The sequence below is a fragment of the Pseudomonas sp. A014 genome (assembly GCF_052378495.1).
GTDB classification, from domain to species: Bacteria; Pseudomonadota; Gammaproteobacteria; order Pseudomonadales; family Pseudomonadaceae; genus Aquipseudomonas; species Aquipseudomonas machongensis.
Genome location: NZ_CP199001.1, coordinates 4,931,089 through 4,954,524 on the forward strand (window position 1 = coordinate 4,931,089; position 23,436 = coordinate 4,954,524).

Genomic DNA, 23,436 nt, shown 5'->3' on the forward strand with positions numbered 1-23,436 from the left:
TCCGTGATAGGACTGCAGAACAGCCCACTGCGGTTCAGCCGATCAGAAGCCCATGCTGAAGCTCAGCACCACGCCATGGTCGCGGTTCTCGCTGGACAGTTGCCCGGAGTACCCCACACCCAGCTTGCCGCTCTGGCCGACAGCCAGGTCGACACCGGCCTCGACCACCGCAGCATCGCGGGCGATCGGTACGCCTTCGGTGCTGAAGCCAGCGCCACCGGCGATGAAGCGAGCGTCGGCATCGGGCTTGGTGTCGCCGAAGGCATGCCGCCAGCCAACCGACAGCCGTGGCGTGATCTCGCTGCCGTTGTCCAGCTTGATGCGCTTGCCGGCGCGCACCCCGACGGTGGAGAAGGTCACGTCCTGATCGACGCTGGCCTTCAGGCGGCCGACACCCCCCTTCTCACGGGCACTGTCGCTGTCGTAGTTGACATAGGCCAGGCCTGCGAACGGTTCCAGGGCGATGCCGCCAGCGTCGATGGCGTAACCCACCTCGCCGAACACCTGGGCGCTGCGCGCCTTGTACTTGGCCTTCAGGCGGTCGTCGTAGCTGCCCACCTGGACATCGCGCTTGGTGTCGATGTCATGCCAGGTGTAGCTGGCGCCCAGGCGTGCGGCGAAGGCATCCATCTGGTAACCCAGGTAGGTGGCCAGGTGGTAGCTGTCGACGCTGGCGTCCGACTGACGACGGTGAGCATCGATGCTGCTGCGGGTGTATCCGGCAGCGATACCGACTTTCCACTGATCGTCCAGGGCGCGGTCGACACCGAGCATGAAGCCCGACAGGTCGCGGTCGACGCTGGCATGGCTGCTGCTGCCGTCGTAGTCACCCCAGCCGCCAATGGCGCGGATCCAGCCCACGGCCTGGCCCTGGCAACCTTCGCTGGTCAGCTGCTGGTTGGCGGTCGGCGCCAGGGTGCGGCGTGGATCGTCCTCGCGGCTGCAATCCGGTTGACGCATACGGTCGTTGACCGCGTCGCGGATGTAGCGCGAATCCTCGATCAGCACGGTCGCGGTGCTGGCGTGGATTTCCCCGGACAGGCTGTCGAACGCCGACTGCGCGGCCTGACGGTCCAGCGGCAGGATGTTGTCGCGCAGGCTGGTCGGCGCACCGGCGCTTTCCAGTGCCGTGGCGACACCACGCTGGTTGCTGGAGGCCGCGACATCGGCGAACGCGTTGCCGTTGCGGCTGACCGACAGGGTCACCTGGTTGGCGCCGTAGTCGAGCGAGCTGTTGAGGAATGCCGAGTTCATCAGGTTGTTGCTGGCGAAGGTGCCGTTGATGCCGCCAGCTGCACTGACCACGGTGTACTGCCCGTTGCCACCGGCGAGGTTGGCCACCGTCAGGCTGCCGCCCAGGTTGGCCGTGCCGCCGACATTCAGGTAGTTCACCGGCGCGGTGCCCAGGTCGATGACCAGATTGCCGTCGCTGGCGTTGGTGAAGTTGCCGCTGACATTGAGGTTGCCCGCAGGCCCTGGCAGCACGGTGCCGTGGTTGGTCAGGCTGGCGACGGTACCGTTGCCGGTGAGCGCCGCGCCGTTGGCCACGGTGACCTGGGCGCCAAGGTTGGTGCCCGGGTTGTCGGCATTGCCGACTTGAAGCGTGCCCTGGTTGACGTTGAAGGCCCCGCTGAACGGCTGGTTGCCAGTCAGCAACAGGCTGCCCGCCCCTTGCTTGGTGGTGGTGCCGGTACCGCTGAGGGTGCCGTTGAAGGTGCCGTTGGTACCCTGCGCGAACACCAGGTTGGCGTTGTTGGTGATGTTGCCCTGCAGGCTGGTGGTGTTACCGCCCAAGGTACCGCCGTTGACAATGGTGCCACCGGTGTAGGTGTTGGCTCCGGTCAGCAACAGCGTGCCAGCGTCGAGTTTTTCGATACCGCCAGTGCCTACCAGTGGCGCGCTGATCACGGCGCTGGCACCTGCGTTGACCCGTACCGGGGCCAGGCTGCCATCGGCACCGTTGACCGGGGTCAGGCTGCCGCCTGTGCCCGGCACCACCTGGTAGCCGTCGCTGAGGAACTGCATGCCGCTGAACGACTGGTTGCCGACCACGGTGACGGTGCCAGGTTGGCCACCGAACACAGCGAAGGCATCGCTCCAGGTTTCGCCAGTGGTGCCGTTGGAGTTGGTCCAGTTGGTACCAGGGCCCCAGGTGCCGCTGCCGCCGCCGATGCTGCCATCCGGGTTGGTCTTGCCACCGTTCCAGAACTGCAACTGGTCGCCCGCCCCTTGCACCACCAGGTTGATCTGGTTGGCGATGGCGGTCTGCAGGCTCAGGTCACCCAGTGCCACGCTGCCGGGGATGGCGCCGAAGACCAGACCGTTGTTGGTCAGTGCGCCGCCATAGTTGAACAGTTGGTAGACGCCGGTGCCGAAGCCGCCGGCATTGGTGATGTTCAGCGTACCGTCGAGCACCAGGTTGCCGTCGACCTTGACCACTGTAGTGGACGCCGCTGGCGCCCCGAGCGAGAAGTCCAGGGCGCTGCCGGAACTCAGGTTCAGGCTGCCTACCGTCAACGGTGTGCTGCTCTGGCCCGCGGCCAGGGTGGCGCCGTCGGCGATCTGCACAGCCCCGGCATAGGTGCCGCTGCCGCCCAGGCGAGCGCCGGTAGCGACCTGTACCGTGGCGCTGTCCAGCCGTCCGTTGACCAGCAAGCTGCCAGCATTGACGGTGGTGGCACCGGTCAAGCCGTTGACACCGGTCAGCAGCAGTTCACCACTGCCGTTCTTGGTCAGCGTACCGCTGCCAGTGAGGTTGCCGGTGTAGCTGCCGTTGGCGTTCTGCTCGAAGGTCAGCGCCGCATTGTTGAGGATCGCACCCTGCAGGCTGGTGGTGTTGCCGACCACGCTGCCCGCGTTGATCTGGGTGCCGCCGCTGTAGCTGTTGCTGCCGCCCAGGGTCAGCAGGCCTGCGCCATTCTTGACCAGCCCGCCAGCACCGCTGATATCGCCGTTGAGGGTCAGCGCGTTGCTGCCGCCGATGGCCAGTGCGCCGTTGAGGACTGCGGCGTTGGCCAGGGTGACGGCAGTGTTGCTGTCCAGGGTGGTGCCCGCTGCGGCGGTCAGCGTGCCGCTACCCAGCGCACTGTCGTTGCCGACCACCAGGGTGCCGCCGTTGAGCGCGGTGCCGCCGCTGTAGCCGTTGGCAGCGTTGAGCACCAGGGTGCCGGCATCGTACTTGGCGACGTTGCCGTTGCCGTTGAGGGCAACGTTGAGGGTTGCCGTGACGCCGCTATCGACCCGCAGGTTGGTAGTGCCGCTGGTGCTGGTGAGCAGTTCGCCGCCTGCACCTGCGTTGAGCACGTAGCCATCGGTGATGAATTGCAGGCCAGTGATGCTGTGGCTGCCGTTGACGGTGACGGTCCCGGCAGTGCCTTGGAAGACTGCGAAGGTGTCGTTCCAGGTGCTGTTGAGTACGCCGTTGGCATCGGTCCAGTTGCTGTTGGTGGCATCCCAGACACCGCTGCCACCCTCGATCACACCGTTTGCGACGGTGTTGCTACCGTCCCAGAACAGCACGTTGCTGGCACCACCAACCACCAGGTTGACCTGATTGGCCACGGCGGTCTGCACGGTGAGGTCGGTCACTGGAACGGGCGTGGTGCCAAAGGCCAGGCCGTTGTTGATCAGGCTGCCGCCGTAGGCGAACAGGCGGTAGACGCCTGCACCGAAGCCGCCGATGTCGGTGACGTTGAGCGTGCCACCGAGGGTCAGGTTGTTGGCGACGTTGACCAGCGGCGAATTGCCGCCGGTCGGCGTGCCGAGCGCGGCGTTGAAGTTCGAACCGGCATCCAGCGCCAGATTGCTCGCGTTCAGGGTCGCGCCGCTGGCAGCAGCGAGGCTACCGCCGCTGGCGACCGTCACCGCCCCACCGAGGTTGCCCGCGCCCGACAGCGTCGCACCACTGGCAACGTTGACCGCGCTGCTGGCGAGCGAACCATCCACCTTCAAGCCACCGGCCTGCACGTTGGTATTGCCGGTATGGCTGTTGCTGCTGCTCAGGGCCAGGGTGCCGGTGCCGAGTTTGTTGAGCGTGCCGGTGCCGCTGATGTTGCCATCGAACACGCCGCCTTCGACGTTGAGGCTGTTGCCTGCAGCAATCTGGATCGCGCCGGTGCCACCGATCTCGCCCAGGGTGGTGTTGCCATCGAGGTTGAGGCTCGCGCCGGTACTGACGTTCAACTCGCTCTGGGTGCCCAGCGCGGTGGTGCCGATGGTGCTCAGGCTGCCGGAGAGGATGTTGAGGATACCGCTGAAGGTGTTGTTGCCCGACAGGGTGAGGTCGGCCAGGCCGTTCTTGTTCAGCACGCCGTTGCCACTGAGCACACCGGCCAGTTGCAGGTCGTTGCTGCCCAGCACGTTGAGGACGCCGGTGACATTGACCGGATTGGCCAGCGTCACCGCAGTGCTGCTGTCGAGGTTGGCGTTGCCGGTCACGTCGAGGCCACCAGTGCCGAGCGCGCCGTTGTTGCCGACCACAAGGGTGCCGGCCTGCAGCTCGGTGCCGCCGCTGAAGGTATTGGCACCCAGCAGGCTGAACCGCGCGATGCCGGACTTGATCAGACGGCCAGCGCCGGCGACGGTGCCGCCAAGACTCAAGTCATTGCTGCCGAGCACGTTGAGATTGCCGGCGACGTTGACGTTGTTGGCCAGCGTCACGGCCTGGCTGCTGTCCAGACTGGTGCCTGCCGCCGCACTGAGCACGCCGGTACCCAGGGCAGTGTTGGAACCTACCACCAGCGTGCCGCCGTTCAGCGCCGTGCCGCCGCTGTAGCTGTTGTTGCCGGACAAGGCCAGTTGCGCATTACCAGCCTTGACCAGGCTGCCGGCGCCGCCGATGTTGCCAGTGAGCGCCAGGTCGTTGTTGCCGGTCAGGTTCAGCGGGCCGGCGAGGGTGATCGCATTGGCCAGGCTCACGCTCTTGTTGGTGTCCAGGGTGGTGCCACTGGCAGTGTCCAGCAGGCCGGTGCCGAGCGCAGTGTTGCTGCCCAGGACCAGGGTGCCGCCACTGAGCTGGGTACCGCCGCTGTAGCTATTGTTGCCGTTGAGCACCAGAGTGCCGGTGTCGAGCTTGTTCAGTTTGCCGACACCGCCCAGGCCAACATCCAGGGTCGCGATCACGCCGGGATCGACCCGCACGCTGGTATCGCCACCGCTGCCGTTGACCAGGTCGAGCAGGCCGGCGGTCCCGGCCAGCAGGCGATAGCCGTTGCTGACGAACTGCATGCCATTGACGCTCTGGCTGCCGTCGACGGTGACGTCACCTGCCGTGCCTTGGAACACCGCGAAGGTGCTGCCCCAGGTGGTGTTGACGGTGCCGTTGAGGTCGGTCCAGTTGGTGTTGCCGGCGTTCCACACGCCGGTGCCACCATCGACCTGGCCGTTCGGGGCAGTCTGGCTGCCGTCCCAGAACTGGATGTTCAGGCCGCTGGAGCTGACCAGCAGGTTGATCTGGTTGGCCAGCGCGGTCTGCAGCGACACATCGCCAAGGCTCACGCCCAGCGGCAGGGTGCCGAAGTCCAGGCCGTTGTCGGTCAGCGCACCGGCATAGTCGAACAAGCGGTACACGCCGTTGCCGAAGCCACCGATATTGCTGACGTTGAGGGTGCCGTCGAGGGTCAGGTTGCCGCCGACATTGAACAGCGCGGTGCCGCCAGTGCCTGGCGAAGCCAGGCCGACATCGACGATCGATCCGCTGTTGAGCACCAGCGAACCGACGCCCAGGGTGGCGCCGCTCTGGCCTGCCAGGTGGCCGCCGTTGTCGATCACCACCGAGGCATTGGCAGAGCCGCTGCCGGTGAGGGTTGCGCCGCTGGCGACGGTCAGCAGGTTACTGCCCAGGCTGCCATCGACTTTCAGGGTGCCAGCGTTGACCTGCGTGTTGTCAGCCAGATTGCTGGTACCGGTGAGGGTCAGGGTACCGGTGCCATCTTTGGCCAGGCCGCCCGAGCCATTGAGGGCGCCCGCGAAGGTCGTACTGACGTTGTTGCTGCCCAGGCTCAGGGTGCTGCCAACGCCGACATCGACGTTGCCGCTGCCGGTGAGGGCACCAAGGCTGGTGTTGCCATTGAGGTTGAGCTGGCCACTGGCGCCGACGTTGAGGGTGTCGACGTTGGCCAGCACGCCGCTGCCGAGCGCAGTGAGCGAGCCGGCCTGGATATCGACGTTGCCCGTGAAGGTCTTGACGCCGACCAGGGTCAGGTCGTCGGCACCGGCCTTGACCAGGTTACCTGTGCCGCCCAGGTCGCCACTGAGGATCAGGGCATTGGCAGCGTCGACGGTCAGGTTGGCGCCGTTGCTCAGGGCGATGGTGTTGCCCAGTGCCATCGGCGCGCTGTTGACCAGGGTGGCGTCGCCGGTCACGTCGAGGGTGCCGGTGCCCAGGGCGCCGCTGCTGCCGAGGGTCAGGCGCCCGGCATTGAGCTGGGTGCCGCCTTGGTAGCCGTTGTTACCGTTGAGCGTGAGGTTGCCGCTGCCGTTCTTGGTCAACCCGGCGGCCCCGTTGATCACTCCGTTGAGGGTCAGGTCGTTGGTGCCGGCGACGGTGAGGCCAGCGTTGAGGGTGACGTTATTGGCCAATGTGGTACTGGCGACGCCGCTGCTCAGGGTGGAGGCCCCCGCGACGGTGAGAGCGCCCTGCCCCAGCGCGTTGTCGTTACCCACCACCAGTTGCCCGGCGCCCAGGGTGGTGCCGCCCAGGTAGCTGTTGGCGCCATTGAGGGTCAGGGTACTGGCGCCAGCCTTGTTCAGGCCACCGACACCGTCGACCACGCCGTTGAGGGTCAGGTCGGCGGTGCCTGGCAGGTTGAGCGCGCCGCCCAGGTGCACATTATTGGCCAATGCGGCGTTCACGCTGGCATCGAGGGAGGTATTGGCGCCTGTACTCAGATCCCCGGTACCCAGCGCGGTATTGCTGCCGACGGTCAGCGTGCCGGCGTTAAGGGTGGTGCCGCCGCTGTAGGTGTTGTTGCCATTGAGGGTCAGGCCGGCGGCGCCGTTCTTCACCAGTGCGTTGGCGCCGGAAACCACACCGTTGAGGGTGAGGGCCTGGCTGCCACCGAGGGTAAGATTGCCACCGGTCAGGTTGACCGCGTTGACCAGAGCCAGGGCCTGGCTGGCGTCGAGGGCTGCGGCGCCGGTGACGTTCAGGGCACCACTGCCCAGGGCACTGGCGTTACCCAGCAGCAGGCTGCCGGCCTGCAGCGAGGTGCCGCCGGTGTAGTTGTTGGCGCCGTTGAGCACCAGTTGACCGGTGCTGGCCTTGTTCAGGCTGCCGCCGCCGCTGATGACCCCGTCGAGGGTCAGCGTCTGGGCGTTGTTGACACTCAAGGTGGCGCCCGTGCCCAGGCCGATGGCGTTGGCCACTTGCAGGGCGCCGGTGGTGGCCAGGGCGCTGTTGCCGGTCACCGAGAGGTTGCCAGCGCCCAGCGCGCTGCCGTTGCCCAGGGTCAGGGTGCCTGCGGCGAGCGTGGTGGTGCCTTGGTAGGTGTTGGCGGCACCGAGGGTCAGGTTGCCGGTGCCGGTCTTGGTCAGCCCACCGGTACCGCTGATCACGCCGCTCAGGGCCAGGTCGTTGTTACCAGGCAGGGTCAGGGTGTCGTTGAGCGTGACCTGATTGGCCACGATCAGGGCGCCGGTGGTGGCCAGGTTGCTGGCGCCGCCGACGGTCAGGTTGCCAAGGCCCAGTGCCGAGTTATTGCCCAGGGTCAGGGTGCCGGCGTTGAGGGTCACGCCACCGGACAGGGTGTTGGGGCCACTCAAGGTGAGGTTGCCGGCGCCATTCTTGGTCAGGCTGCCAGCGCCCGTGACCAGCCCACCCAGGCCCAGGTCGTTGCTGCCGGCGATGGTGAGGTTGCCGCCCAGATTGACGGTGTTGCCGATAGTGAGCGCCGCATTGCTATCCAGCGTGGTGCCCGCAGCCGCGTTGAGCTGGCCGAGGCCGAGCGCGCTTGCGCTGCCGAGCACCAAGGTGCCCGCGTTGAGGTTGGTGTTGCCCAGGTTGCCATTGGTGCCATTGAGGGTGAGTGTGCCGCTGCCGGTCTTGGTCAGGCCGCCGACGCCAATGATGTTGCCGCCTAGCACCAGGTCCTGCGCGCCGGCGATGGTGAGGTTGCCCGCCAGGTTGAGCGCATTGGCCAGGGTCACGTTGGCGCCTGCACTCAGGGTTGTGCCACCTGTGGCATTCAGCGCGCCAGTGCCCAGGGCGGTGTTGCTGCCGACCACCAGGGTTCCGCCATTGAGGCTGGTAACACCCTGCTGGCTGTTGCTGCCGTTCAGGGTGAGCACACCGGTGCCGTTCTTGATCAGCCCACCGGTGCCGCTGAGTGCGCCGTTGAGCGTGAGGTTGCCAGTGCCTGGCACGGTCAGGTTGGCGTTCAGCGCAACCGTGTTGGCCAACACCGCGTTACCCGTGGTGGCGAGGCTGGAGGCGCCAGTGACGTTCAGGCCGCCCGTGCCGAGGGCCAGGTCGTTACCCAGGGTCAGGGTGCCAGCGGCAAGGGTGGTGCCGCCGCTGTAGGTGTTGGCGTTGCCCAGCGTCAGGTTGGCAACGCCGTTCTTGACCAGGCTGCCGGCGCCCGAAACCACGCCAGACAGGCCGAGGTCGGCACTGCCAGCGATGGTCAGGGCGCCGCTCAGGGCCAGGGCGTTGCCAAGGGTGACTGCGGTGTTGCTGTCCAGCGTGGTGCCCGTTGCGGCGCTGACCGCGCCAGTACCCAGGGCGGTGTTGGTGCCTACCACCAGGGTGCCGCCGTTGAGCAAGGTCCCACCGCTGTAGCTGTTGGCGCCGTTCAGCACCAGGGTTCCGGTGTCGAGCTTGGCCAGTTGGCCGCTGCCGGAGAGGCCGACGTTGATCGTCGCAGTAGCGCCCGGATCGACACGCACGGCGAATGCACCGTTGCTGCCATTGACCAGGTTCAGGCCACCGGTACCGATCAGGCGATAGCCGTTGGTGACGAATTGCAGACCGGTGGCAGCCTGGGTGCCCACCACGTTGACATCGCCAGCGGTGCCCTGGAACACGGCGAAATCGCTGGCCCAGCTGCCGTTGAGCACACCGTTGATGTCGGTCCAGTTGGTATTGCTGCCGTCCCAGGTGCCGGCGCCACCGTCGATGACGCCGTTCGGCACGCTTTGCGCACCGTCCCAGAACTGCACGGTGCCGGTGGCACCGCCCACCAGCAGGTTGATCTGCGCGCCGATGGCGGTCTGCACCTGGACATCGCCCGGCAGTACGCTACCCGGCAACGCGCCAACAAGCAGGCCGTTGTCGACCAGCGCGCCGGTGTAGTCGAACAGCCGATAGATACCGGTGCCGAAACCACCGAGGTCGGTGACGTTGAGGGTGCCGTCGAGGGTCAGGTTGCCGTTGACGTTGACCAAGGCAGTGCCGCCCGTGGAGGGCGAGCCGAGGCCGAAGTCGAGGATCGAGCCGCTGTGCAGGGTCAGCGCACCGGTGTTGAGGGTCGCGCCGCTGTTGGCCACCAGGTGTGCGCCGTTGGCGATGTCCACAGGGCCGATCACGCTGCCGGTGCCGCCCAGGCTGGCGCCGACATTGACCTGTACGCCGGAGCTGGCGAGCGAACCGCTGACATTGAGCAGGCCGCCATTGACCGTGGTGGCGCCGCCAAGCACGTTCACACCGGACAGTTCCAGAGCACCGGTGCCAGCCTTGATCAGGCCTCCGCTACCGGCCAGGGCGCCGCTGAACACGCTGTTGAGGTTGTTGCCGCCGACCGTCAGGTCACTGCCCCCCGCCACGCTCACCGCGCCGGCACCGCTCAACCCGCCGACCGTGGTGCTGGCCCCAAGGTTGAGGTTGGCGCCAGCGCCGACATTGACCGCCGAGGCGTTGCCCAGCGCACCGGTACCAACGGTGGTCAGGGTGCCGCCGAGCAAGTCGACGGCGCCGCTGAAGGTGTTGTTGCCGGTCAGCGTGAGGTCGGCCAGGCCATTCTTGATCAAGCCTCCGGTACCGCTGATGATGCCGCCAAGGGTCAGGTTGTTGCTGCCGCCGAGGGTCAGGTTGGCGTTCAGTGCGATGTCGTTGCCCAGGGTAGCGACCGCGCTGTTGTCCAGGCTGGCGGCGCCGGCCACGGTCAGGGCGCCGGTCCCCAGGGCGTTGCCGTTGCCTATCACCAGGCCACCCGCGTTGAGCGTGGTGCCACCGGCATAGGTGTTGGCCCCGTTCAAGGTCACAGTGGCGCTGCCGTTCTTGACCAACTGCCCTGCCCCGCTGACCACACCGCCGAGGGTCAAAGCATTGCTGCCGGTGAGGGTAAGGTCGGCGTTCAAACCAATGTTATTGCCCAGGCTCAGTGCAGCGCTGGTGTCCAGGCTCGCGGCGCCACCGACGGTAAGATCGCCGGTGCCGATTGCACTGCCATTGCCCAGAACCAGGGCGCCACCATTGAGCAGCGTGCCACTGGCATAGGTGTTCAGCCCGCCGAGGGTGAGCGTGCTGGTGCCGTTCTTGATCAGCCGGCCGGTGCCGTCGACCAGGCCGGCGAGGTTGAGGTTGTTGCTGCCGGCCAGGGTGAGGTCGGCATCCAGGGTGACGGCGTTGCCAACGGTCAGCGCAGCCGAGGTATCCAGGCTACCGGCCCCCGCCACGGTCAGCTTGCCGACGCCCAGTGCGGCGCCATTGCCCAGCACCAGGCCACCGGCATTGAGGGTCGTGCCGCCCAGGTAGGTGTTGGGACCGGAAAGCGTCAGCGTGGCGGCACCGTTCTTGACCAGACTACCGGCACCGGCGATCACGCCACCAAGGCCGAGGTTGGCGGTACCGTCGAGAGTCAGGGCACCGGCCAGGTTCACGGCGTTGCCGAGGTTGACTGCGGCGTTGGCGTCTAGGTGGGTACCGGCAGCGGCATTCAGCGCGCCAGAGCCCAAGGCCGTGTTGCTGCCGACCACAAGGGTACCGGCGTTGAGGTTGGTGGCGCCGAACTGCGTGTTGGCGCCATTGAGGGTCAGGGTAGCGCTGCCGTTCTTGGTCAGGCCACCGACACCGGCGATCACGCCTCCCAGGGTCAGATCGTTGCTACCGGTGAGGTTGAGGTTGCCGGCCAGGTTAAGCGCGTTGCCCAGGGTCAGCCCGGCGACCGACGAATCCAGCGTGGTGTTGGCGGCGGCGTTGAGTGCGCCGGTGCCCAGGGCAGTGGCGCTGCCGACCACCAGGGTGCCGGCGTTGAGCGCGGTGGCACCGCTCTGGGTGTTGTTGCCGCTCAGGGTCAGAGTGCTCGCCCCGTTCTTGATCAGGCCACCAGTACCGCTCAGGTTGCCTGCAAGGCTCAGGTTGTTGGCGCCGGCCAGGGTCAGGTTGGCGCCGAGATTGACGCCATTGTTCAGGGTCATCGCCGCGCTGTTGGCGAGTGTGGATGCACCGCCCACGGTGAGCGCGCCGGTGCCCAGCGCCGCGGCACTGGCCAGGGTCAAGGTGCCAGCGTTGAGGGTCAGGCCACCTGTGAAGGTATTGGTGCCACCGAGGGTGAGGTTGCTGGCGCCATTCTTGACCAATGCACCGGTGCCGCTGATCACACCGCCCAGGGTGGTGGCGTTGCTACCCACCACGCTCAGGGTGTTGCCCGCCAGGTTGATGGCGTTGCCCAGGTTAACGGCCACGCCCGCGTCGAGGCTGGCATTGCCGCCCAGGCTAAGGGCGCCGGTGCCCAGGGCGTTGTTGTTACCGACGGTCAGCACCCCGGCGTTGAGGGTGGTGCCACCGCTGAAGGTGTTGGCGCCGTTGAGGGTCAGGCCGGCGGCGCCGTTCTTGACCAGCGCGCCAGTGCCGCTGATCACTCCACCCAAGGTGGTAGCGCTGGTACCCAGCAGGTTGAGGGTATTGGCGCCCAGGCTGATGGCATTGCCCAGGCTGACCCCGGTGCTGGCATCGAGGCTGGCGTTGCCACCCAGGGTCAGGGCACCACCGCCCAGGGCGTTGTTGTTACCCACGGTGAGCTTGCCGGTGTTGAGGGTCAGGCCGCCGCTGAAGGTGTTGTTGCCGTTGAGCGCCAGGTCAGCGGCGCCGTTCTTGACCAGCGCACCGGTGCCGCTGATCACCCCGCCCAGGGTAGTGGCGCTGGTGCCCAACAGATTGAGGGTGTTGGCGCCGAGGTTGATTGCGTTACCCAGGCTGACTGCGGTGCTGGCGTCGAGGCTGGCATTGCCGCCCAGGGTCAGGGCGCCGGTGCCGAGCGCGGCATTGGCGCCGACGGTGAGCTTGCCGGCATTGAGCGTGGTGCCACCGCTGAAGGTGTTGGTGCCGTTCAGGTTCAGGTCGGCGGCGCCGTTCTTGATCAAGCTGCCACCCGCGCCGGCGATCACGCCGCCCAGCGTAAGGGCGTTGTTGCCCGTCAGGGTCAGGGCGTTGGCACCGAGGTTGACCGCGTTGGCCAGCGTCATGGCGGCCGTGGTGTCCAGCACGCCGCTGCCGGTCAGGGTCAGCGCGCCAATGCCCAGGGCAGCGCTGTTGCCGAGGGTGAGCGTGCCGCCGCCGAGGCTGGTGCCGCCGGAGAAGGTATTGGCGCCGTTGAGGGTCAGGTTACTGGTGCCGCTCTTGACCAGCGAGCCCGTGCCGCTGAGCACGCCCCCGAGGGTCAGGGCGTTGCTGCCGGGTAAGGTCAGCGCCGCGTTCAGCGCCACGGCATTGTTCAATACCAGTGGCACGCTGCCTTGCAGGCTGCCCGCGCCACTGACGGTGAGCGCACCACTGCCGAGCGCCGCAGCGCTGGTCAGGTTGAGGCCGCCAGCGGCAAGGGTGGTACCACCGCTATAGGTGTTGGTGGCACCAAGGGTGAGCAGGCCGGCGCCAGTCTTGGTCAAGCCGCCAACACCGGAGATGACCCCATTGAGGGTCATGTCGGTAGCACCGCCGACGTTGATGCCGGCGTTGAGCGTCAGGGCGTTGGCCAGGCTCAGACCTGCGACGGTACCGGCAAGCCCGCCACCGTTGACGGTGATGCCGCCGGTACCAAAGGCGCTGGCATTGTCGAAGTTGATCAAACCGCCATTGAGGGTGGTCTGGGTGGTGCCGTTGAGCACCTGGCCGATCAGGCTCCAGGTGCCGCTGTCGACGATAAGGCGGTTGAAGTTGATGTAGTTGTTGGCGTTGATCGTGCCGGAGCCGGTGGTTCCGCTACCGCCCCCAATGGCATTCTGCAAGGCCAGGGTGTTGTTGCCACCGGCACCGCCATCGATCTTGCCGGCGGCTGCAAAGCCCAGGTTGGGATTGCTGGTGACCAGCAGTGCAACGCTGACACCAAGCCCGGCACCGACACTCGAACCGGTAATGGCATTGAAGCGGTTGGTGCTGTTGGCCCCCATCGACAAGCTGCCGGTCAAGGTGCCGGCGTTGGTGAAGGTGTTGCCCGCAGCAGAAGCCTCGAACGCTGCCCGTCCAAGGATGGTGCCGGTGTTGGTGAAGTTAACCGTACTCCCGCCGGTCACAGCGATGACCGGCGTGTCCTCGCTGAGCAGCGTGAGGCCAAGCAACGCCGAGGAACCGATGCTGCCGGCGTTGGTGATGGTAGTGGTACCGCCCAAACCATTGCGCGCGTCCAGCGCCATGCCTGTCAGGTTAAGAAGGTTGGCGCCAAGCAAGGCACCCGTGCCCTTGATCACCCCCGTGGCACTGTTGTTGATGTTGAGCGTGCTGCCGGTACCAGTATTGCCGATCAGCACAGCACTGGACTGGATGCTCAACAACCCCAGCAACGTAGGGTCGATGGTGCCGGAGTTGTTCAACGTATTGTTGTTGCCCGACAGCGACAGCGACGTGCCTCCCACGCCCAGCAGGGTACCCAGGCTGGCGCCAGGGTTCACGTTGACCGTCAGGCCGCTACCGCCATTGGTATAGCTCGGCGCCAGCGGGTTGGCAGCACCGCTGCAAGTGATGATGGACCCGGCCGCGCTGCACACGGCCAGGGCCTGCTCGCTCGAAAGACCGAAGGCCAGCCCTCCGACAGCCAGGCTCACAGCGAGCGACAAATGGGAGAGACGGGTAGGCAAAACGGAGGCGACGCTTCTGTCCACGGAGAGCTCCTTCGTGGATCAGGTGGTTCGGTCCTTGAACGCGCGCACTGCAATGTTGCCGGCTAGTCGAACACGCGACGACGAAACACCTGACCAATGGCTACATGATTCCTTGTTGGGAATGTGTAGCCGCTGGCGAGCAGGCGTGAGGCTCCGCCGGGGCGGTCAAATGGTGTTAATACTTTTTCAAGGCAGCCCGTATTTCGCGGGCTGCAGCGGTGCGCCGCTTGGATCCAACCGACGAACGGTCGTGTCCGGCAGGCAAAACGTGATGGGCTTGGCCGTTTCGCAAATGATCCGGCCGTTCACTTTCACGCGACCTCTGCCCCATCGTCAGGCCAGTGCGGCTCGTTGGCACCGGGAGGTGTCAGTGGTGGCAGGCCATAGGCGGCACGGGCGTCATCACAGCTGGGATTGTGCACCCCGTTCTCCCATGAAGCGTCGAACTCGCGGCAGGGGGTGGAACGATTCTCGTAGATGGTGCACCCGACCTTGTTGCCGATCTCGCCGTCCAGGCTGATACAGCGGCAAGGCTTGGCGTCTGTGCCGATCATCGCCACGCGGGTCGGATTGATCTGCACCACCAGATCGTCGGGCACCAACCCGCCCGAAGACTGGCATTCACCCCAGAAGAAAGACACACGAAAGTAGCCGCAGCAGGCGCCGCAGGTCAGGCAAGGGTTCTGTTCGGACATGATGGCCAGGAAGGGAAGTTGTTGTTATCGAGCGGGCGCTCGCGGCGCCATTTTTAATCCAAGCACGAGCGGCTGGATAGAGGGGAAATGAAAAAAAGACGGCCGCTGGTCGCGACCTTCGAGCGCCATGCTGCCAGCGGCAGGTAAAGCCGCAAACGGCCTGCCATCGCAGACCTGCTTGCGGCTTGAGCCTGGGGCTTACTTGCTGGTCAGGCCGTCGGCGCGGAACATCTGACGAATGCCGCGGATGGCCTGGCGGATGCGATCCTGGTTTTCGATCAGGGCAAAACGCACATGGTCATCGCCATAGTCGCCGAAACCGATACCGGGCGAGACACAGACCTTGGCCTCGGCCAGCAACTTCTTGGAGAACTCCAGCGAGCCGAGGTGCGCATAAGCTTCGGGGATCTTGGCCCAGACGTACATCGAGGCTTTCGGGTTCTCGACCATCCAGCCCAGCTCATGCAGCCCCTTGACCAACAGGTTGCGGCGCTGCCGGTACTGCTCCGCGATGTCGCGCACACACTGCTGGTCGCCTTCCAGCGCAGCGATCGCCGCCACTTGCAGCGGAGTGAAGGTGCCGTAGTCGTGGTAGCTCTTGATCCGCGCCAGGGCGCTGACCAGCTCGGGGTTACCGACCATGAAACCGATCCGCCAGCCCGCCATGTTGTAGCTCTTGGACAGGGTGAAGAATTCCACCGCGATATCCTTGGCGCCGGGCACCTGCATGATCGAGGGGGCCTTCCAGCCGTCATAGACGATGTCGGCGTAAGCGAGGTCGTGCACCACCAGCACGTCGTACTGCTTGGCCAGGGCGACCACACGCTCGAAGAAGTCCAACTCCACGCACTGCGCAGTCGGGTTGGATGGGAAGCCCAGGATCATCATCTTCGGCTTGGGGATCGATTCGCGGATCGCCCGCTCCAGCTCATTGAAGAAGTCCACGCCCGGTACCAGCGGCACCGAGCGAACCTGAGCACCGGCAATCACCGCCCCGTAGATGTGAATCGGGTAGCTTGGGTTGGGCACCAGCACCGTGTCGCCATGGTCGAGGGTGGCGAGCATCAGGTGCGCGAGGCCCTCTTTCGAGCCGATGGTGACGATGGCTTCGCTGTCCGGGTCGATCTCGACCTCGTAGCGTTCCTTGTACCAGTTGGAGATGGCGCGGCGCAGGCGCGGGATGCCGCGCGAGGTGGAGTAGCCGTGGGTATCTTCACGCTGGGCGACCTGCACCAGCTTCTCGACGATATGTGGCGGAGTCGCGCCATCCGGGTTGCCCATGCTCAGGTCGATGATGTCTTCGCCGCGACGGCGTGCCGCCATCTTGAGCTCGGCAGTGATGTTGAAGACGTAGGGGGGGAGACGATCGATGCGCGCAAAGCGGCGCGGCGAACCTGGGTTGGCCATGCTTTCCTCGAGAGACGTAAGCGCCCGGAACCGTCCGAGCGACGTTGGCCACTGCGGTGGCCGAGGCAGAAAATAGTCTGGTTGCCCTGGCGTTGTAAAGGGGCTACCGACAGATTGGCAGCCCGCCAGCGAGACTCGCTCGTTGGCGGGTAAGCGTGTAACTCAGCGCAAAGCCTTGTAGGCGTTCAAGTCGAAGCGCTGGATGCTCAACCCATCGCTGGGGTCCATGTGCTCGCCACGCACCTGGGTGAACTCCGTGGCAATGCTGCCGCGGTGAACCATACGTTCATCGGCAGTGCCTTCGGTCAGTACGGTATAGGACTTCTTGCGCATGGCGCGGTAGAGCTCATCGTTCGCGTCGATGGTCTTGTGATAGGTCATCAGCGCGGCATCGCTCAAATCCAGACACTTGTCCAGCGTTACACCCCAACGCTTCAGGCAAACCTCGGCGAAGTGCCGCACGATCATCCCCGGTTCAGGCAGTGCCTTGCCGGAACCTGCGCCGTCTATCGAAGCATTGCCCACCAGCGTTGCATGACGGCCCGGCATCGGGAGAACGCTCATACGCGTACCGTATGCAGTGACAGGCACCACACAGGCGAAACCTTTGGATCGCTCGTCTCGTGCGTAGAACCCCACGTACTCCTTCACGTTGGCTCCCAGTTGCACACGCTCAGACTGCACGTTACCCACGCCGGGCACCGGATCGATGGCAAAGATGTTGACCTTTACATCGCACAGCTCCGGGTCTTGCGCCATGGCGTTGGCAAGCATGTGACAACTGATTCCGCCCCTGCTCCACCCCACCAGGTTGACCGTGGTCGGGATCAGCGGTTTGCGCAGTTGCTTGATCAACTGCTCCTGCAAGGCCTAAGGAGTCACCGCGCGATCGCCGTAGTCGTAAGTGCGCCAGAACCACGAGCCGCCGGCCTCGGCATCAGGAATGGGAATGCCTGCACTCTTCAGGTTCTGGTATTGCTGCTCGGTGAGCTTGGTGCGGGCCCAGGTACTCTTGCCCTTGATGACCTGCAGGGCGTGCTGCACATTCTCATCCCAACCCTTGCCGAACAGGGTGCCGGTCACTTTGTAGTAGTCGCCGTCATCGACGAACAGGGCATCGTCCTGCAGATTGCCACTGCCTGGGCCATCGACTGTGATCCAATCGACGAATTCCCTGCCGGAGTGATTGCTCGCCAGCGTGGCGATCAGCTCACCATTCCAGAAGTTGGGGTTCTTGTCATCGAAACGATGGGACCCGGTGCCACAGAAATAGACGGTAAAAACACTCATTTGGATGCCTCCTGATGGTTTGGAGGCCCAAACTAGTGTGTTCGAACGCCTGCACGCAGACGGAAAATCTGCCAACAAAAAACCCGGCCAAAGGCCGGGTTCTTGTAAAACGCGAAGGCTTCAGCGTGCGTAGGTCATCAGCACGTCGGCAGCGGTCTGGCTGTCCACCGACATCATCACGCTCAGCGCGGTAACGGTCAGGATGGAGAAGCCGAACACCTTGCGTGCCCACTTGCTGTCGTCCTCGGCCTTGTAGCCACCCCAGGCCATGTACAACCAGTACAGACCCATGGCAGCCGCAACGGCAAGGTAACCCAGACCGGCGTACCCACCCAGCGTCAGCATCAGCGTGGCGAGCACGAAGGCCAGCACGTACAGCACGATCTGCTTCTTCGCCGCCAGGATACCGCGAGCCACCGGCAGGACCGGGATGTTGGCAGCGCTGTAATCCTTGAAGCGGAAGATGGCGATGGCAAAGCTGTGCGGCATCTGCCACAAGCTGAACATCACCAGCAGCGTGACCGCTGCCAGGTCGAAGCTGTTGCTCACTGCGCAATAGCCGATCACCGGAGGCATGGCACCGGACAGGCTGCCGACCAGGGTGCCGTGCACCGATTTGCGCTTGAGCCACAGGCTGTAGAAGCCGACGTAGACCACGAAGCCGATCAGCGCGCAGAACGCCGACAGCGGGTTGGCCTGGACATACAGCAGGCTGAAGCCCGCCACCCCAAGCAGGGTGGCGTAGATCAGTGCGAGGGGCAGCGACATGCCGCCCTGGACCATGACGCGGTTCTTGGTACGTTCCATCTTCTGGTCGATGTCACGGTCGATGCAGTTGTTGAACACGCAACCGGACGCAACCACGAGCGAAGTACCTACCACCACCGCCAGGAACAGGGCGAAGTCCACATGGCCCTTCGCGGCAAGGAAGAAACCGCCTGCCACGGAAAGCACGTTACCGAAAATGATCCCCGGTTTGGTGATTTGGATAAAGTGCTTCACGGACATGCAGTCTTACCTCACTTGGCCAACATTTCGTAGTGGATGCTGAACATGATCCACAGCGACAGGCCTACCAGCAGTGCGATTACCAGAGCGGTGAACAGGAACGTCGAGACAGTGGAACGCTGCTCTTTCGAGCGGTCCATGTGCAGGAAGTACACCAGGTGCACCACGACCTGGATGACGGCCATGGCCACCACGATCAGGACGGTCAGGTTCTTCGGCAGGGTCGGATACATCACCAGGCCGAACGGGATCGCGGTCAGGATGATCGACAGGATGAAGCCGATCATGTAGGACTTCACGCTGCCGTGGTTACCTTCGTGGTGAGTGTCGTGTGCGTTAGCCATTACAGAACCCCCAGCAGGTAGACGACGGTGAAGACGCAGATCCAGACCACGTCCAGGAAGTGCCAGAACAGGCTCAGGCAGCTCATGCGGGTCTTGGCAGTCGGCGTGATGCCGTGCTTGTTGATCTGGTACATCAGGATGGCCATCCAGATCAGACCCGAGGTCACGTGCAGGCCGTGGGTACCGACCAGCGCGAAGAACGCCGACAGGAAGCCACTGCGCTGCGGGCCGTAGCCTTCAACGATCAGGTGATGGAACTCGTAGATTTCCATCGCGATGAAGCCTGCACCGAACAGGAAGGTCACTGCCAACCAGCCCAGTACGCCTGCCTTGTTACCGGCGAACATCTTCAGCATGGCGAAGCCGAAGGTGATCGAGGACAGCAGCAGGAATGCGGTTTCGACCAGCACGAAGTCGAGCTGGAAGATGTCATGACCCGACGGGCCGCCGGCAAAACTGCCGGACAGCACCGCGTAGGTGGCGAAGAGCGACGCAAACAGGATGCAGTCGGTCATCAGGTACAGCCAGAAACCGAAGACGGTCATCTGGCCCGAGTCGTGGTGGTGATCGTCGTGCCCATGGTCGTGACCATGTGCATCGCCGTGAATTACTTGACTGGACATTGATTACACCCGTTCAAAGGTTTCGACACGTGCGCCACCGGTAGGTACACCGGCAAGCTGCAGGGCCCGCTGGCGTTCGCCTTCGATGCGCGCCACTTCTTCGGCAGGGACCATGTAGCCCTGGTCGTCACGCGCAGCGTGGCGAACGAAGACCGCGATGGTTGCTACCAGGCTCGCACCCACCAGCCACCAGATGTGCCAGATGAAAGCGAAGCCGAAGATGGTCAGGAACAGACCCATGAACAGACCGGTAGCGGTGTTGTTCGGCATGTGGATCGCTTCGTACTTGGCCGGCACCTTGTAGGCGACACCGGCTTCCTTGGCTTCTTGCCAGGCGTCCAGGCCGACCTTCTCGGGCATTTGGGCGAAGTTGTAGAACGGAGGTGGCGACGAAGTCGACCATTCCAGGGTACGGCCACCCCATGGATCGCCGGTGACATCCAGGTTCTGGTTGCGGTCGCGAACCGATACGTACAGCTGGATCAGCTGGCAGGCGATACCGAACAGGATCAGCACCGCACCGACCACGGCCACGTACAGGTAGGGTTCCCACAGTGGGTTGTCGGAGTGGTTCAGACGACGGGTCATGCCCATGAAGCCCAGCGCGTACAGCGGCATGAAGGCCACGTAGAAACCGGACAGCCAGAACCAGAATGCCGCCTTGCCCCACTTCTCGTTGAGGGTGAAACCGAAGGCTTTCGGGAACCAGAAGGCGAAGCCGGCAATGTAGCCGAACACCGCACCGCCGATGATCACGTTGTGGAAGTGGGCGATAACGAACAGGCTGTTGTGCAGCACGAAGTCAGCACCTGGAACGGCCAGCAGTACGCCGGTCATGCCACCAATGGAGAAGGTGACCATGAAGCCCAGGGTCCAGAGCATCGGCGGAGTGAAACGCACGCGACCCTGGTACATGGTGAACAGCCAGTTGAACAGCTTCACACCGGTCGGAATGGAGATCAGCATCGTCGCCAGGCCGAAGAAGGTGTTGACGCTGGCGCCTGCACCCATGGTGAAGAAGTGGTGCAGCCAGACCGCGAAGCCCAGTACGGCAATGGCACCCGATGCGTAGATCATCGCGTGGTGGCCGAACAGACGCTTGCTGGAGAAGGTCGAGGTGACTTCCGAGAACACGCCGAACGCCGGCAGGATCAGGATGTACACCTCAGGGTGACCCCAGGCCCAGAACAGGTTGACGTACATCATCGGGTTCCCACCAAGCTCGTTGGTGAAGATGTGGAAGTCCAGATAACGGTCAACGGTCAGCAGGGCGAGTGCGGCGGTCAGGATCGGGAAGGAAGCGACGATCAGCACGTTGGCCCAGGTGCAGGTCCAGGTGAAGATCGGCATGTCCATCAGCTTCATGCCAGGTGCGCGCATCTTCAGGACGGTGACCAGGAAGTTCACGCCTGTGAGTGTCGTACCCAAGCCTGATAGCTGTAGCGCCCAGATGTAGTAGTCAACCCCTACGCCCGGACTGTACTGGATCCCCGACAGTGGCGGATAGGCAACCCAACCGGTCTTGGCGAATTCGCCGACGCCCAGGGAGATGTTGACCAGCAGCACGCCTGCCAGCAGCAGGTAGAAGCTCAGGGAGTTCAGGAACGGGAAGGCAACGTCACGTGCACCGATCTGCAGAGGCAGGGCCAGGTTCATCAGGCCGGTGAAGAACGGCATCGCCATGAAGATGATCATGATCACACCGTGGGCGGTGAAGATCTGGTCATAGTGTTCAGGCGGCAGGTAGCCTTCGGAGCCGCCGGTCGCGGCAGCCAACTGGGTACGCATCATGATGGCGTCGGCGAAGCCGCGCAGCAGCATGACCATCGCGACGATGATGTACATCACCCCGATCTTCTTGTGGTCGACCGTGGTCAGCCACTCGGTCCACAAGTAGGACCACTTGCGGAAATAGGTGAGGGCACCAACGACGGCGAGGCCCCCGAGCGCGACAATGGCAAGCGTCACCATGACTATCGGCTCGTGATAGGGAATCGCCTCCAGGCTTAATTTACCGAACATCTCTTACTCCTCTGCACCGGCAGCTGGTTGCATACTCGTTTCCACACCCTTGGTAGTGGCCAGGTCTTTGCTGCCTGCTTCTTCGTGGCTCGGACGACCACGGTTCATGCCTTCGTACTTGTCGACGATGAGCTGGAACGTGTCAGGCGAAGCCTCGCTGTACAGCTCGACTGGGTTGTTTTCGCTTGGTTTGGCCAAGGCGTCGTATTCGGCCTTGTCCAGCTTCTTCGGCGAAGCCTTCACTTGCGCGACCCATGCATCGAAGTCGGCTTGCGAAGTGGCGGTTGCCTTGAATTTCATACCGGTGAAGCCAGCACCGCTGTAGTTCGCGGAGATACCGTCGAACTCGCCATTTTCGTTGGCGATCAGGTGCAGCTTGGTGGTCATGCCGGCCATCGCGTAGATCTGGCCGCCCAGCGCAGGGATGAAGAACGAGTTCATCACGGCGTCGGAGGTCACGCGGAAGTTGACCGGGGTGTTAGCCGGGAAGACGATCTTGTTGACCGTGGCAATGCCCTGCTCCGGGTAGATGAACAGCCATTTCCAGTCCAGGGCGACCACGTCGATCTGCACCGGCTTCACATCGGAATCCAGCGGACGATAAGGGTCGAGCTTGTGGGTGGAGTGGTAGGTGACGTAGCCCAGGGCGATGATGATCAGGATCGGGATGATCCACACCGCAGCTTCGATCTTGGTCGAGTGCGACCAGTCGGGGGTGTAGGTGGCAGCCTTGTTGGAAGCGCGGTACTTCCAGGCGAAGACCAGGGTCATGATGATGACTGGCACCACGACCAGCAGCATCAGGCCGGTAGCGATGAGGATCAGGTTCTTTTGCTCAATGCCGACCTGGCCCTTCGGGTCGAGCAGGGTCCAGTTGCACCCACTGAGTAAAAGCATGCCTAAAAAGGGCAATATGCCAAACAGTCTGGGGTAACGCTTTTTACTCATCTCACGACCTCTAGATCAGCTTGCTTCAATGCAATGTGTTTTGTTCGCCAACACTTCGTCCTGCCAAGCGTTAGCATTTCGAGCTCGAACCCGCGCCTGCCTGGGATCCGACTGCTGGATCTGGGCGTTGAGCGTATGGACGAGCTTGGGGTTTTCTTAGGCTAAAGGCCTGTACTTCAGACCAATTCCATTTGGTGCGGGAAAACGCGGAGGGGTGTCCGCCCGGATCGCCGTTGGGCGAAACTTGTCGAAGTCAGCAAAAGGAGCGCTGGGGCTTCCTTCAATCCTGCGACTCGCAAGCAGTGCCGAACGGAAATTGGGGGCGATTGTAGATAGGTCGCCCCCCCTTGACTATGACTTATTGAGCAACAGTCTTTTACAGGATTTGTAATAATCCTGCCTGAAAAATCAACTTCGCGACAGTTTGTCGCACCCGGCTTGATAGCCCTGAAACCCTTGTACTACAAGGGCTCAACGTTGATCAGGATCAGTCTCTGGGGAAATTTTGCCGGTTATCTCACCGTGCAATAGACCTGCATCAAATCGGGACTTTTGTCTAAGCCCGGCGCCGATTCCGATAGATGCCCAGCGGCACGAGGATGGCAGTGAGGACGAACGCCACCAGCGCCCATTGCGCCAGCGACAGACCCAGGATGGGCGGGTACGGTGTGGTGCAGAAACCGTCGACCTGGAATGCCAGGGGCCAGAGCCGCGCCAGGGGCAGGTCGTCGACTATCGGCTGCAGTACATCGACGCCGCAACTGGCGTACGGGTTGGCGAGTATATACACATGGTTGCCGGCCGCAACGATTCCGCCAATTGCGCTGAGCACGACCAACGCCTCGAAGAAGGTCAGGCTCCGTCGTCCGGGCATGGCTGCGGCAATGAACGCGAACAGCGCGATCAGCAGCAAGGCATAGCGCTGCAGGATACATAACGGGCAAGGTGCCTCGCCTAGCACGACCTGCATGTACAGCGCGCCGCCGATCAGCGAGAGGCAGATTACCCCCAACAGCACGAGGAAGCGCCGTTCCCGATTCAGGCGCAGGGTTTGTTCGTTCATTGCCGATT

9 protein-coding genes and 1 pseudogene are annotated in these 23,436 nt (G+C 63.9%); all 10 read right to left on the minus strand.

Annotated features, from left to right (window positions below):
* Positions 1-42: 42 nt before the first annotated feature.
* The 10 genes and pseudogenes from ACTYOL_RS22980 to ACTYOL_RS23025 all read right to left on the minus strand — a co-directional run bounded on the left by ACTYOL_RS22980 (position 43) and on the right by ACTYOL_RS23025 (position 23,428).
* On the minus strand, positions 43-14,028 hold the full coding sequence (locus tag ACTYOL_RS22980; RefSeq protein WP_444757097.1) for an autotransporter-associated beta strand repeat-containing protein: 13,986 nt from the start codon (positions 14,026-14,028) through the stop codon (positions 43-45).
* 311 nt (positions 14,029-14,339) lie between these two features.
* On the minus strand, positions 14,340-14,723 hold the full coding sequence (locus tag ACTYOL_RS22985; protein ID WP_054892519.1) for a YkgJ family cysteine cluster protein: 384 nt from the start codon (positions 14,721-14,723) through the stop codon (positions 14,340-14,342).
* Positions 14,724-14,921: 198 nt separating this feature from the next.
* On the minus strand, positions 14,922-16,130 hold the full coding sequence (alaC, locus tag ACTYOL_RS22990; RefSeq protein WP_054892518.1) for an alanine transaminase: 1,209 nt from the start codon (positions 16,128-16,130) through the stop codon (positions 14,922-14,924).
* A gap of 162 nt (positions 16,131-16,292) precedes the next feature.
* Positions 16,293-17,420: pseudogene (locus ACTYOL_RS22995) on the minus strand (hypothetical protein).
* 120 nt (positions 17,421-17,540) lie between these two features.
* Positions 17,541-18,428, minus strand: coding sequence for a heme o synthase (cyoE, locus tag ACTYOL_RS23000; RefSeq protein ID WP_054892516.1), 888 nt, complete (start codon positions 18,426-18,428; stop codon positions 17,541-17,543).
* 11 nt (positions 18,429-18,439) lie between these two features.
* On the minus strand, positions 18,440-18,772 hold the full coding sequence (cyoD, locus tag ACTYOL_RS23005; protein ID WP_054892515.1) for a cytochrome o ubiquinol oxidase subunit IV: 333 nt from the start codon (positions 18,770-18,772) through the stop codon (positions 18,440-18,442).
* A complete protein-coding gene (locus ACTYOL_RS23010; RefSeq protein WP_054892514.1) occupies positions 18,772-19,395 on the minus strand; it encodes a cytochrome o ubiquinol oxidase subunit III in 624 nt (207 codons plus the stop codon). The genes cyoD and ACTYOL_RS23010 overlap by 1 nt, the downstream gene beginning before the upstream one ends.
* A 3-nt stretch (positions 19,396-19,398) precedes the next feature.
* Positions 19,399-21,417: a cytochrome o ubiquinol oxidase subunit I gene (cyoB, locus tag ACTYOL_RS23015; RefSeq protein WP_444757098.1), complete on the minus strand. Its 2,019-nt coding sequence runs from the start codon at positions 21,415-21,417 to the stop codon at positions 19,399-19,401.
* 3 nt (positions 21,418-21,420) lie between these two features.
* A complete protein-coding gene (cyoA, locus tag ACTYOL_RS23020) occupies positions 21,421-22,365 on the minus strand; it encodes a ubiquinol oxidase subunit II (protein WP_054892512.1) in 945 nt (314 codons plus the stop codon).
* 556 nt (positions 22,366-22,921) lie between these two features.
* Positions 22,922-23,428, minus strand: coding sequence for a disulfide bond formation protein B (locus tag ACTYOL_RS23025; protein WP_054892511.1), 507 nt, complete (start codon positions 23,426-23,428; stop codon positions 22,922-22,924).
* Between the last annotated feature and the right edge of the window lie 8 nt (positions 23,429-23,436).

Coding starts and splice junctions, on each gene's coding strand:
- ACTYOL_RS22985 (WP_054892519.1), bottom strand. CDS start 14,723: ATGTCCGAACAGAACCCTTGCCTGACCTGCGGCGCCTGCTGCGGCTAC.
- alaC (WP_054892518.1), bottom strand. CDS start 16,130: ATGGCCAACCCAGGTTCGCCGCGCCGCTTTGCGCGCATCGATCGTCTC.
- cyoE (WP_054892516.1), bottom strand. CDS start 18,428: ATGTCCGTGAAGCACTTTATCCAAATCACCAAACCGGGGATCATTTTC.
- cyoD (WP_054892515.1), bottom strand. CDS start 18,772: ATGGCTAACGCACACGACACTCACCACGAAGGTAACCACGGCAGCGTG.
- ACTYOL_RS23010 (WP_054892514.1), bottom strand. CDS start 19,395: ATGTCCAGTCAAGTAATTCACGGCGATGCACATGGTCACGACCATGGG.
- cyoB (WP_444757098.1), bottom strand. CDS start 21,417: ATGTTCGGTAAATTAAGCCTGGAGGCGATTCCCTATCACGAGCCGATA.
- cyoA (WP_054892512.1), bottom strand. CDS start 22,365: ATGAGTAAAAAGCGTTACCCCAGACTGTTTGGCATATTGCCCTTTTTA.
- ACTYOL_RS23025 (WP_054892511.1), bottom strand. CDS start 23,428: ATGAACGAACAAACCCTGCGCCTGAATCGGGAACGGCGCTTCCTCGTG.